The organism is Corynebacterium sphenisci DSM 44792, from assembly GCF_001941505.1.
Taxonomy (GTDB): Bacteria; Actinomycetota; Actinomycetes; order Mycobacteriales; family Mycobacteriaceae; genus Corynebacterium; species Corynebacterium sphenisci.
In genome coordinates, this window is sequence record NZ_CP009248.1 from 2507209 (window position 1) to 2518557 (window position 11349).

Annotated in this window: 14 protein-coding genes; 5 read left to right on the forward strand and 9 right to left on the reverse strand. The window is 75.5% G+C overall.

Annotation, left to right across the window (positions count from 1 at the left end; translation table 11 throughout):
- Positions 1 to 30: 30 nt before the first annotated feature.
- From CSPHI_RS11380 to CSPHI_RS11400, 5 genes are read right to left on the reverse strand one after another with little or no spacing between them, the layout of a single operon-like run.
- Positions 31 to 873: an HAD family hydrolase gene (locus CSPHI_RS11380; protein WP_245803315.1), complete on the reverse strand. Its 843-nt coding sequence runs from the start codon at positions 871 to 873 to the stop codon at positions 31 to 33.
- The gene (locus tag CSPHI_RS11385) at positions 870 to 1760 is read right to left on the reverse strand and encodes a lysophospholipid acyltransferase family protein (protein WP_075693403.1); all 891 of its coding nucleotides are present in this window, start codon (positions 1758 to 1760) and stop codon (positions 870 to 872) included. Before CSPHI_RS11385 ends, CSPHI_RS11380 begins: the two co-directional genes overlap by 4 nt.
- Positions 1757 to 3016 (reverse strand): serine--tRNA ligase, encoded by a 1260-nt coding sequence (serS, locus tag CSPHI_RS11390; RefSeq protein WP_075693405.1) that lies wholly within the window; start codon positions 3014 to 3016, stop codon positions 1757 to 1759. Before serS ends, CSPHI_RS11385 begins: the two co-directional genes overlap by 4 nt.
- Before the next feature lie 36 nt (positions 3017 to 3052).
- Positions 3053 to 4420 (reverse strand): GntT/GntP/DsdX family permease, encoded by a 1368-nt coding sequence (locus CSPHI_RS11395; RefSeq protein WP_075693406.1) that lies wholly within the window; start codon positions 4418 to 4420, stop codon positions 3053 to 3055.
- A complete protein-coding gene (locus CSPHI_RS11400; RefSeq protein ID WP_075693408.1) occupies positions 4417 to 4932 on the reverse strand; it encodes a gluconokinase in 516 nt (171 codons plus the stop codon). The genes CSPHI_RS11395 and CSPHI_RS11400 overlap by 4 nt, the downstream gene beginning before the upstream one ends.
- A 174-nt stretch (positions 4933 to 5106) precedes the next feature.
- Between CSPHI_RS11400 and CSPHI_RS11405 the strand changes: the two genes are divergently transcribed.
- The 3 genes from CSPHI_RS11405 to CSPHI_RS11415 are packed head-to-tail and all read left to right on the forward strand — an operon-like array spanning position 5107 to position 6689.
- Entirely contained in the window at positions 5107 to 5580 is a 474-nt protein-coding gene (locus CSPHI_RS11405; protein WP_075693410.1) for an RDD family protein, read from the forward strand.
- Positions 5581 to 5604: 24 nt separating this feature from the next.
- On the forward strand, positions 5605 to 6141 hold the full coding sequence (locus CSPHI_RS11410) for an RDD family protein (protein WP_075693412.1): 537 nt from the start codon (positions 5605 to 5607) through the stop codon (positions 6139 to 6141).
- A gap of 47 nt (positions 6142 to 6188) precedes the next feature.
- Positions 6189 to 6689, forward strand: a complete 501-nt coding sequence (locus CSPHI_RS11415; protein ID WP_075693413.1) for an RDD family protein — start codon at positions 6189 to 6191, stop codon at positions 6687 to 6689.
- A 32-nt stretch (positions 6690 to 6721) separates the two neighbouring features.
- Here CSPHI_RS11415 and CSPHI_RS11420 read toward each other — a convergent pair whose 3' ends face one another.
- Positions 6722 to 7645 (reverse strand): Dyp-type peroxidase, encoded by a 924-nt coding sequence (locus CSPHI_RS11420; RefSeq protein ID WP_075693415.1) that lies wholly within the window; start codon positions 7643 to 7645, stop codon positions 6722 to 6724.
- The gene (locus tag CSPHI_RS11425) at positions 7642 to 8307 is read right to left on the reverse strand and encodes a LysE family transporter (RefSeq protein ID WP_075693417.1); all 666 of its coding nucleotides are present in this window, start codon (positions 8305 to 8307) and stop codon (positions 7642 to 7644) included. Before CSPHI_RS11425 ends, CSPHI_RS11420 begins: the two co-directional genes overlap by 4 nt.
- A 106-nt stretch (positions 8308 to 8413) precedes the next feature.
- Between CSPHI_RS11425 and CSPHI_RS11430 the strand changes: the two genes are divergently transcribed.
- Entirely contained in the window at positions 8414 to 9457 is a 1044-nt protein-coding gene (locus CSPHI_RS11430) for a septum formation family protein (RefSeq protein ID WP_157118550.1), read from the forward strand.
- Complete coding sequence (locus CSPHI_RS11435) at positions 9454 to 9798, forward strand: metallopeptidase family protein (RefSeq protein WP_075693420.1); 345 nt, start codon at positions 9454 to 9456, stop codon at positions 9796 to 9798. The genes CSPHI_RS11430 and CSPHI_RS11435 overlap by 4 nt, the downstream gene beginning before the upstream one ends.
- On the opposite strand, the gene CSPHI_RS11440 is transcribed toward CSPHI_RS11435, so the two are convergent.
- Together CSPHI_RS11440 and pheA are read right to left on the reverse strand one after the other, a co-directional pair.
- Positions 9789 to 10424 carry a histidine phosphatase family protein gene (locus CSPHI_RS11440; protein ID WP_075693422.1) on the reverse strand — a complete coding sequence of 212 codons (636 nt, stop codon included), beginning with the start codon at positions 10422 to 10424 and terminating at the stop codon, positions 9789 to 9791. The genes CSPHI_RS11435 and CSPHI_RS11440 overlap by 10 nt on opposite strands.
- The gene (gene pheA, locus CSPHI_RS11445) at positions 10421 to 11344 is read right to left on the reverse strand and encodes a prephenate dehydratase (protein ID WP_075693424.1); all 924 of its coding nucleotides are present in this window, start codon (positions 11342 to 11344) and stop codon (positions 10421 to 10423) included. The genes CSPHI_RS11440 and pheA overlap by 4 nt, the downstream gene beginning before the upstream one ends.
- Positions 11345 to 11349 lie beyond the last annotated feature (5 nt).

The window sequence follows — 11349 nt, forward strand, 5'->3', positions numbered from 1 at the left end:
CCCATCCGGCCGCGCCCCGGCCGATCGGGCTCAGAACCAGCGCTCCAGCACCAGCGCCACCCCGTCATCGTCATTGGCCGCGGTGACCTCGTCGGCGGCGGCGCGCACCTCCGGCCGGGCGTTGCCCATGGCCACCCCCAGCCCCGCCCAGCGCAGCATCTCGATGTCATTGGGCATGTCCCCGAAGCACACCACGTCCCCCGGGCCCGCCCCCACCTGGGCGGCGACCGCCTCCAGGCCCTTGCGCTTGGTCACCCCCGGGGCGGAGACCTCCACCAGCCCGTCCGGCACCGAGAAGGTGACGTGCGCCAGCCCCTCCGGGATCGCCGGGGCGATGATCCGGGCCAGCTCCGCCGAGCCCAGCCCCGGATTGGACAGCAGCAGCTTCGTCGCCGGGGCGGCGAGCAGCTCATCCTCGGCGAGGATGCCGTGCTCGGCGGACTCCCAGGCGTGGCTGTAGGAGGGCGAGACCACGAAGAGCTCGTCGATCGGGTCCGCGGCGCTGACCCCGGCGCGTTCCGCGGCCAGGCCCACCCCGCCGGCGCCCGCGGCGGCCATCGCCGCCCGGGCCCGGTCCACCACCTCCCGCTGCACCGCCGGGGCGATGGAGTGGTCGGCGACCACCCGGTCCGCCTTCGCGTCGTAGATCACCGCCCCGTTGGCGCAGACGCACATCGGCGCCACCGGCAGCTGGTCCAGCACCGGGGTGAGCCAGCGGGCGGGCCGGCCGGTGGCCAGCGCCAGGGGCACCCCGGAGCGCAGCATCCGCAGGATCGCCCGGCGCAGCCGGGGCCGCACCCGGTCCCGGGAGTCCAGCAGCGTGCCGTCGATGTCGCTGGCGACGAGCAGCGGCGGCGTGGCGGCCAGGGTCAACTGCCCCCGCCGTTCCGCTCCGCCTCGCGGGCCTTGCGCTCCTCATGGGCCCGGCGGCGGGCCTCCCGGTCCCGCTCGTCCATGGCGTTGGCCTCCTCCAGGGTGGGCGCGGAACCGCCCAGCGCGGCGGGCATCCAGGGCAGCCCCTCGGGGAAGGGGCCGTAGCGGTCGATGTAGTCCTCGCGCAGCTGGGCGAGCTGCGCCACCATCGCCGCATGCAGCCGGTCGGTGGTCTCCTGGGCGTCCTCGCCGGGCAGGATCGGCTCACCGGCGCGGATCCACACCGGGATCTTCGACCGGCCCAGCCTGCGCTCCCCGCCCTTGGCCCACAGCCGCTGCCCGCCGAAGATGGTCACCGGGATCAGCGGCACCTCCGCGTCCCGGGCGATCCGGGCGGCGCCGGTCTTGAAGCTCTTGATCTCGAAGGAGCGGGAGATGGTCGCCTCCGGGAAGATGCCCACCAGGGCCCCGGCCCTCAGCCGCCGGATCGCCTCATCGAGGGCGGCGGCGCCGGCGAAGCGGTCCACCTCGATATGGTGCAGCCAGCGCATCATCGGCCCGGCGATCCGGTGCTCGAAGAGCTCCTTCTTCGCCATGAAGCGCACCAGCCGGCCCCCGTTGAGGAAGGCGGGCACGCCGAAGTGCACGAAGTCGAAGTAGCCGGTGTGGTTGCCGACGATCATGGCCCCGGAGTCGACGGGGTAGTGCTCCGCCCCGTCCACGGTCATCTCCAGGCCCTGGAAGCGCATATAGCGCCGGGCGGTGCGGATCACCCAGGAGTAGAAGGGCTCCCGGGCCTCCTCGGTGGGCGGGGCCGGGCGGAAGGACTCCGGGACCAGGAAGCCGCGGTCGCGGCGGTATCCGGCGGGGACGGGGCGCTTGCTCATTTGGCGGGCTCCAGGATCTCGTGGCCGACGAAGGGGCGCAGCGCCTCGGGCACCACCACCGAGCCGTCGGGGCGCTGATGGTTCTCCAGGATGGCGACGAGCCACCGCGTGGTGGCGAGGGTACCGTTCAGCGTCGCCGCGAACCGGGTTTTGCCCTCGGCGTCGCGGTACCGGGTGCGCAGCCGGCGGGCCTGGAAGGTGGTGCAGTTGGAGGTGGAGGTCAGCTCCCGGTAGGTGCCCTGGCTGGGCACCCAGGCCTCGGTGTCGAACTTCCGGGCCGCCGAGGAGCCCAGGTCGCCGCCCGCGACGTCGATGATCCGGTAGGGCACCTCCACCGCGGCGAGCATCTCCCGCTCCATGTCCAGCAGCCGCCGGTGCTCCTCGGCGGCCTGCTCCGGCAGGCAGTAGGAGAACATCTCCAGCTTGTCGAACTGGTGCACCCGCAGGATGCCGCGGGTGTCCTTGCCGTAGGAGCCGGCCTCCCGGCGGAAGCAGGAGGACCAGCCGGCGTAGCGGCGCGGCCCGGCGGAGAGGTCGATGATCTCATCGGCGTGGTAGCCGGCCAGGGCCACCTCGGAGGTGCCGACCAGGTAGAGGTCATCCTCCTGCAGGTAGTAGATCTCGTCGGCGTGCGCGCCGAGGAAGCCGGTGCCGCGCATCGTCTCCGGGCGCACCAGCACCGGCGGGATCATCAGCCGGAAACCGGCGGCGACCGCCTTCTGCGCGGCCAGCTGCATCAGGCCCAGCTGCAGCAGGGCGCCGGCGCCGGTGAGGAAGTAGAAGCGGGAGCCGGAGACCTTCGCCCCCCGCTCCATGTCGATGAGCCCCAGGGATTCGCCGAGGTCCAGATGGTCCTTGGGCTCGAAGTCGAACTCGGGGGGCTCGCCCACGTGCTCCAGGACGATGAAGTCCTCCTCCCCGCCGGCGGGGGCGCCCTCGACGACGTTGCCGAGCCGCAGCTGCAGCTCGTCGACCTCCGCGGCGGCGGCCTTCTGCGCCGCCTCGGCGGCCTTGACCCGCTCGGAGAGCTCCTTGGCGCGGGCCATCATCGCCGGCCGGTCCTCCTTCGCCGCCGCCCCGATCTCCTTGCCGAAGGACTTCTGCTCGGCGCGCAGGGCGTCCGCCGCCGCGATGGATTCGCGGCGGGCGGCGTCGGCGGCGAGCAGCCGGTCCACCAGGGCCGGGTCCTCGCCGCGGGTGCGCTGGGAGTCGCGCACGATGTCCGGGTGGTCGCGGAGGAATCTGAGATCGATCACGGGCCCAGGGTACCCGGCGGGCGGATCCGGGCGGCCTCAGACGACCAGCCCCACCGCCAGCACCACCACCAGACCGGTCACCGACAGGATCGTCTCCATCAGCGACCAGGTTTTGAAGGTCTGCGGCACGGTCATCCCGAAGTACTCCTTGACCAGCCAGAACCCGGCGTCGTTGACATGGGAGAGGAACACCGAGCCGCAGCCGATGGCCAGCACCAGCAGCGCCTGCTGCGCCGGATCCAGCCCCGGCGCGATCGGCGCCATGATCCCCGCGGCGGTGATCGTGGCCACCGTCGCCGACCCGGTGGCCAGGCGGATCGCCACCGCCACCAGCCAGCCGGCGACCAGCGGGGACAGCGGGGCGCCCTCGATCCAGGAGGCGACCACCTCGGCCACCCCGGAGTCCACCAGGGTCTGCTTGAACCCGCCGCCGGCGCCGACGATGAGCAGGATCCCGGCCACCGGGGCGAAGGAGGAGCCGACCAGGTCGGACACCGCCGCCAGATCCCGGCCATCGCGCAGGCCGAGCGCCGCCATCGCCACGAAGGTGGTGATGAGCAGCGCCACCAGGGGGGTGCCCAGGATGTCCAGGGCCGCGCCCGCCGGCCCACCCAGGCCGGTGGTCTCCGCGATGGTGCGCGCCAGCATCAGCGCCACCGGCAGCAGCACCACGGACAGGGCCACGCCCACCCCCGGCCGGCGCTCGGCGGGGATCGGCTCGCCGGCGGTGAAGGTCGCCGGGGCCCCGATCGGCACCCACCGGGCCATCACCTTCGCGGACAGCGGCCCGGCGATCACCACCACCGGCACGCTCACCAGCAGGCCCAGGCCCAGGGTGAGGCCCAGGTCCGCGCCGAGGGCGTCGATCGCGATGAGCGGCCCCGGGTGCGGGGGCACCAGCCCGTGCAGGGCGGACAGCCCCGCCAGCGCCGGGATGCCCAGCAGCACCACGGGTTTGCGCACCCGGGCGGCGACCAGCATCACCACCGGGATGAGCAGCACCACGCCGACCTCGAAGAACAGCGGGATGCCGATCACGAAGGCCAGCCCGGCCATCGCCCAGGGCAGGGCGCGCTCCCCGGTGCGCGCCAGGAAGGCGTCCACGATCGCGTCCGCGCCCCCGGATTTCACCAGCAGGGTGCCGATGATGGCGCCCAGGGCGATGAGCACCCCGACCCCGCCGACGGTGTCCCCGAGCCCGGCGGTGAAGGCGGTGAAGGCGTCGACCGGGGCGATTCCGGCGGCCAGGGCGAGCACCGCGGAGCCCACCATCAGGGAGAGGAAGGGGTGCAACCGCACCCACACGATGAGCACGATGATCGCGGCGATCCCGATCAGGGCGGCGGTGACCAGCTGGGCGGGCCCGGCGGTGGTCAGCGGCGCCTGCGCCGCCGCGGCGATCACCGCCCGCCCCCGGCCAGCCCGGCCGCGGCGAGCGCGGCGTCGACGAGCTCCCCCGGGGCGGCGGCCACGTCCAGGGTGACCCCGTCCTCGTCGGCGGCCAGCGGCTCCAGGTCCGCGTACTGGGAGCCGAGCAGATCCGCGGGCATGAAATGCCCGGTGCGCGCCGCCAGCCGGGCGCCGATGAGCTCCCGGGAGCCGGCCAGGTGCACGAAGAAGACCCGGCCCGGCGCCTCCCGGAGGGTGTCCCGGTAGGCGCGCTTGAGCGCCGAGCAGGTCACCACCGCGCCGGGGGCGCCCACCTCGGCCATCCGGTCGCGCAGCGCGGCCAGCCAGGGCGCCCGGTCGGCGTCGTCGAGGGGCCGGCCGGCGGCCATCTTCTCGATGTTGGCGGCCGGGTGGAAGTCGTCGGCCTCCGCCAGCGGCCGGCCGAGCCGGCCGGCGGCGAGCGCCGCGGCGGTCGATTTGCCGCAGCCGCTCACCCCCATGAACACGAGATGCGTGCAATCGTCCATGCCCGGATGTTAACCCCCCTCACCCCCGAGGGGAAGGAAGCTTCCCCGGTGCCCTGCTCAGCCGGGGCCCGCGCCCGGCCCACCCGGCCGGGGGTGCGCCGGGCGGTGCCCGGCGCCGCCGGGGGAGATAATCGTAGGCAACCCTCATCGACCACCATCCGGAAGGGCCCGGCCATGGGCGAGAACCGAACCGCCGCCGCGATCCCGGCCGCCGCCGGACTGCGCCTCGGCGCGCTGCTGATGGACCTGCTGCTGGTGGCCCCGGCCGCCGGGATCCTCGGCGCGATCACCGCGAAGACCATCGAGCTCTCCCTCTTCCTCGCCGGCGCGGACGTGGACCTCCCCGGCCTCGGCCGGCTGCTCGCCACGGCGCTGGTGCTGCTCTACAAGGCCGGGCTGGAGGCCAGCGGCGGGCAGACCATCGCCAAGCGGCTGATGCGGCTGCGGGTCGTCCGCGGGCCCGGGGAGGATGCCGCCGTGGGCATGCGCGCCGCGCTGCGCCGCAACCTGTGGCTGCTGCCCGCGGCGATCCCGATGCTCGGCTGGCTGGTGACCCTCATCCTGGGCATCCTGATCCTGCGCCGGATCGGCCGGGGCGGGGCGCCCCGCAACGACCGCGCCGCCGGCACCCAGGTGGTCCAGGAGTAGGCCGGCGTCGGGATGGGGTGGGCGATGAGCGGGCCGCCGAACCCGCACCGGGGACCGCCGGCGGGGCGGCCCGCCCCGGTGCGCGCCCGGCTCCGCGCCTTCGTCCTGGATCTGGGCACCGGCGGCGTCGCCGCGATCCTGGCCACCGCGCTGCTGCTGCCGGCGATCCACGGGATCGGCCCGATGCCCCCGGGCCTCCGGCTGCTCCTGCTCACCGCGGCGCCGCAGCTGCTGTTCTTCCTGCACCGGTGGGCCGCCGAGGCGCGGTACGGCCGCAGCCCCGGTAAGCGGATGGCGGGGCTGCGGATCCTCGGCCCCGGCGGGGCGCCGCCGTCGCCGGGCGCGGCGCTGCGCCGAAACCTGTGGCTGCTGCCGGCCGCGCTGCCCTTCATCGGCTGGGCGATCACCCTGGGCCTGGGCCTCCTGCTCATGGCGCAGGCCGCCGGCGGGCCCGCCTTCGTGGACCGGCTCTCCCGCACCCGGGTGGTCCCGGACCCGGCCCCCGGGGGCCCCACCCGGCTGGGGGCGCCCGGCGGCGCTCCCCTGGACGACCGGCGGTGAGCGCCGGATACTCGCCGGGTCCGCGTCCCCGAGCAGAGGAGCCTCCGATGAGCGCCCCGCACGACGCCCCCCGACCGGCCTCCGGCACCCGCAGGGTGCTCGCCTACCTGATCGACTGGTGCCTGCTGAGCATCCCCATCGGCTGGGTCACCGGCGCGCTACTGCACCGGGTCGATGCCGCGCTGGACGCCACCGGGCGGGATGCGGTCTTCACCGCCGAGGGGGAGCTGGTGCTCGGCATGCAGACCCTGCCGGTCGCCGCCCTGATCGGCGTGGCCCTGTTCTACCTGTACAAGACGCTCGCCGAGGCGGCCACCGGGCGCACCCTCGGCAAAACCGTGCTGGGCACCCGGGTGGTGCGCGCCGGCGGCGCCGCGATGGACCTCCGGGTCGCCGCCCGGCGCAACCGCTGGCTCCTGCTGGGGCTCATCCCGGGCCTCGGCGGGCCGCTGGTGACCCTGATCGGCATCATCATCGCGATCCGCGCCCGCCGCGCCGAGCCGGTGTTCCACGACCGGGCCGCCGGCACCCGGGTGCTGCGGGGCTGACCGGGCCGGGGGATCCCCGGTCCCGCGGCGGCCTAGTCCTCTTCCTCCGGCAGGTAGGGTTCGGCGACCTCGGCCAGCGCCTCCACCGCGGGGCAGACGTACCAGGATCCGGTGAGCGCGTCGGTGAAGCGGGTGAGGGTGTCCCGGGGCCCGCCGTCGGCGCCGGCCATGCGCACCAGCATCTGCTCCAGGCGCCACTGGTCGTGGCTGAAGCCGACGAAGACGGTGCCGTGCTCCCCGAAATCGCCGTAGGCGACGTTGCGCCGGTAGACGTCGAGCTCCTCCCCGTCGACCTCCACCACGGAGCGGGCGACGTGGGAGTCCTCCGGCTTGACCTCGTCGTCGAATTCGACGCTGTCGGCCTTGGTGCGGCCGATGATCTCCTCCTGGCGATCCTCGCCGAGGCCCTCCCAGTCGCGGCTGCGGTGCTCCCACTTCTGGAAGAGCAGCACCGAGGAGCCGGCGCCGGGCCGGCCGGCGGGCACCGCCACCACCCCGGGCGCCTCCAGGGCGCCGGGGTTCTCGGTGCCGTCCTCGAAGCCGGTGAGGTCCCGGTTGGTCTCGTAGACCCAGCCGACGATCTCGTCGGCGACGCGCAGCACCCCGTCGAGTTCGCCGAGGATGAGCTTGGCCACGTCGAAGCAGCGCGAGCGCGCGGAGGCGGAGACCCAGATCCAGGCGTCGTGCTGGGTGGCGGGCATGGCGTAGCCGCCGGGGCCGCGGATCGGCTCGTTGAAGCCGTGCACCCCCTCCGGGGCGGCGCCGGCCGGGGCCACCCTGGCCCACAGCTCGGGGCGCACCCCGACGACGATGTTCGCGGCGATGGTGGTGGGCTGGTTCACGGCGGCGGCCAGGCGGCCGACGGCCTCGGCCGGGTCGGCGCCGTCGACCAGATCGAGTTCCAGGTAGGCGTGATCGGACACGCCGAGTGCGGTGATTCCGGTCTGATGCGTCATGAACCCGAGTATCCCACGACTGCGGCGAACAGCGTGCCCCCGCCGCCGGTGAGCAGCACCGCCGCCAGCACCAGGAAGATCGCCCCGGCCACCATGTCGATGAGCGGGCCCGCGCCGAGCAGCCGGCGGGTCATCGCCGGGGTGGAGAACACCACCGCCACCAGGGAGAACCACAGCACCGCGGAGGCGATGAGGGAGGCCAGGTAGAATAGCTGCACCCAGGCGGGGGCGCCGACCGGCATGAACTGGCTGAGCACCGCCGCCATGAACAGCACGATCTTCGGGTTGGACAGGTTGGTGAGCAGCCCCTGCCGGTAGCGGGCCGCGGGGGCGGCGTCATCGGCCGGGGCCATCCGGGGCACCGTGGCGCCCCGGGCGGCCAGGCCCGCGGCGAGCATCCCCCAGCCGGACCAGGCCAGCCAGGCCCCGCCGAGGACCTGGATCACCGCCATCAGCCCCGGGTGCGCGGAGAGCACCGCGGCCATCCCGGCGACGGTGAGGCTCACCCAGACGCTGGCGCCGGTGACGATCCCGGCGACCGCGGCCAGCGCCTGCCGGCGCGAGCGGGTGGCCAGGCGCAGGATCAGCACGATGTCCGGGCCGGGGGAGGCCATGCCGATGACGTGCACGCCGAGCATGGCGGCCAGCGCCGCCCAGTTCACCGGGTGCCCCCGCGGGGGTCGTGGAGGGAGTGCGGCATGGCTGGAAGCCTAACCCCGCCGGGGCGGCGCGGCGGACCCGGGCCCATGGGGCACAATGGGGCCCACGATGAGCACCTCCCGGAGACCCTCGAACCGGCTGCGCGGCGGCTGGGGCGGCCGCGCCGTGGCCGCCGCGATGCTCGCCGGCGGCATCGCCGCCGCCGCGGTGGGCGCCGCGGTCGACGGGGCCGGGGCGCCCGGCGGCGCACCCGGCGCCGCCGATCCGCGCGGCTCGACCGCCACCAGCGCCGCGGCGGCGGATCCGTTCACCGGGGCGCGGCCCGGCCAGTGCATCAGCTGGCGCACCGACCCCGCCGGCGGGGTGACCGCCTTCGCGGTGGTGGACTGCGCCGAACCGCACCGCTACGAGGTGTCCCGCCGGGTGGATCTCGCCGAGCTGCCGGAGGTCGCCGGGGAGTACCCGCCGGGGGTGGGCCAGCCCACCGCCCGGCAGCTGGTGGACCTGCGCGACCGGGTGTGCCGGGAGGCCACCATCGACTACCTGGACGGCCGCTTCGACCCGGCCGGGGCGTTCACCATCGCCCCCATGCTGCCCCCGGCGGAGGCCTGGGCGGAGGGCGACCGGACCATGCTCTGCGGTATCCAGCGGCCCGGCCCGGACGGCTCCCCGGAGGTCAACGAGGGCCCGGCGCGGCGGGCCGACCAGGCCGCCACGTACCCGCCCGGGGCCTGCGTGGCCGTCGACGAGCGCGGCAGCCTGGTGCCCGCCGACTGCGCCGACCCGCACATCTTCGAGTCGGTGGCGGTGGTGGACCTGCGCGCCGAGTTCGGCGAGGCCTTCCCCGCCGAGCAGGCCCAGAACGACTACCTCTCCGATGTGTGCACCACCGCCGCGGTGGACTACTTCGGCGGCGGCGAGGCCGGCGATGACGCCCTCTACGCCTCCACCCTGCTGCCCTTCTGGCTGCCCGTCGGCGAGGAGTCCTGGTCCCGGGGCTCCCATTCGACGAACTGCTGGCTGGCGAAGGACTCCGGGGGCGAGGGCTTCGCCACCCTGCAGGGCCCGGTGCTCGGGGAGTTCACCATCGACGGGGCCCCGCCGACCCCGCCGCCGCCGCGCAACCCCCGCCGGGGGGAGGCGCCGCGGTGATCGAGGTGACCCCGGCCCGGTTCGAGGAGCTCGTCGACGAGGCGATCGACCTCATCCCGGACGAGTTCCTGCGCCGGCTGGGCAATGTCGCGATCCTGGTGGCCGACCGCAACCCGGACACGCCCACCCTGCTCGGGCTCTACGAGGGGGTGCCGCTGCCGGAGCGGGTCGTCGACTTCCCCACCCCGCCGGACGTGATCCACATCTACCGGGAGGCGCTGGCCGAGATCTGCGCCTCCGAGGCGGAGCTGGTGGAGCAGACCCGGGTGACCCTTCTGCATGAGGTGGGCCACTTCTTCGGCCTCGACGAGGAGGACCTGCACCGCCTCGGCTACGGCTGAGCCCCCGCCCAGTCCGCCGCCCGCCAGCCCGCGCCGTCGCGGACCAGCTCGATCCGGCCGGTGTTCGGCACCGGGTGGGTGAACACGAAATCGCCGTCCACCCCGGCGAGATCCTGGGCGGCCAGCCGCATCGCCGCGCCATGGCCCACCACCGCGGCGATCCCGCCGGCCGGGGCGGCGGCCACCGCCGCGGCCACCGCGGCCCGCCACCGGGCGAGCACCTCTGCGGCGGTTTCCCCGCCGGGCACCCGGGCCTCCGGCTCCCCGTGGGTCCAGGCGTGGAAGATCTCCAGGAAGATCCGGTGCGCCTCCCGGTCCGCGCGGCCCTCCAGCTCCCCGGCGGCGACCTCCTGCAGCCCGGCGGCGTGCCGCAGCCGCACCCCCGGCCCGGCGATGCGGTGCAGGCCGCCGACCGCGCCCGCCCCGGTCTGCCGGGCGCGCAGCGCATGGGAGGTGACCACCTCCGCCAGCCCCCCGGCCGCCGGGGCGAGCACCCGGCCCAGGCGGCGGGCCTGGATGACCCCCAGGTCGGTCAGCGGCGCCCCGGGCAGCGCGGTGTCCAGGGCCCGGGCCACGTTGGCGGTGGTCTGCCCGTGCCGGATCAGGATCAGCCGGCCGGCGCTCATCGCCGCCCCCCGTCGGCCAGGGCGTCCACCCAGGCCAGGGATTCGGTGACGTCCGGGGGCGGGGCGTCGGCGGGGCCGGGGGCGTGCGCCGGCCAGGAGCCGAGGAAGCGCAGATCCTCGGCCCGGCGGTGCAGCGCGGCCAGCGCCCCGCGCACCGGGGCGTCGGCGAGATGGCCGATGATGTCCACGTGGAAGCGGTAGGCGCCCATCGCCTCCCGGGTGGGCCGGGACTCGATCCGGGACAGGTTCACCTCGCGCACCGCGAATTCGGTGAGCGCGTCGAGCAGGGTGCCCGGCCGGTTCGGCAGGGTGAAGCTCACCCCGGTGCGGTCCCGCCCGGTGCGCGCCGGCACCGGCCCGGGCCGGCCGACCAGCACGAAGCGGGTGCGCGCGCCGCGCACGTCGGCGACGTCGGCGGCCAGCTCGGCCAGGCCGAGCAGCTCCCCGGCGCGGGCCGGGGCGGCGCAGGCGTCGATGGCCCCCTCGGCGACCCGGTGCGCGGCGGCGGCGTTGGAGCTGGCGTGGTGCAGCTCCACCCCCGGCAGATGCGCGTCCAGCCACTGCCGCACCTGCGGCAGCGCCACCGGGTGCGCCGCGAAGCTGCGCACCGCCGCGCTATCGGCGCCCGGCCGGACCAGGATGGAGAAGGCCACGTCGATCTCCGTCTCCCGGTAGATCTGCAGCTCCGGGCCGGCGGTGAGCGCATCGAAGGTGGAGGTCACCGGGCCGTCCACGCTGGATTCGATGGCCACGCAGGCGTAGTCCGCCGCCCCGCGGCGCACCGCGCCCAGCGCCGCCGCCGGGGAGTCCACGGGCACCGGGTCGAGCCCCGCCCCGGCCAGCGGGGCCAGGCCGGCCATGTCCAGCAGGGCCGCCTCGGTGAAGGTGCCGGCCGGGCCGAGGAAGGTCACGGTGGTCATGGCCC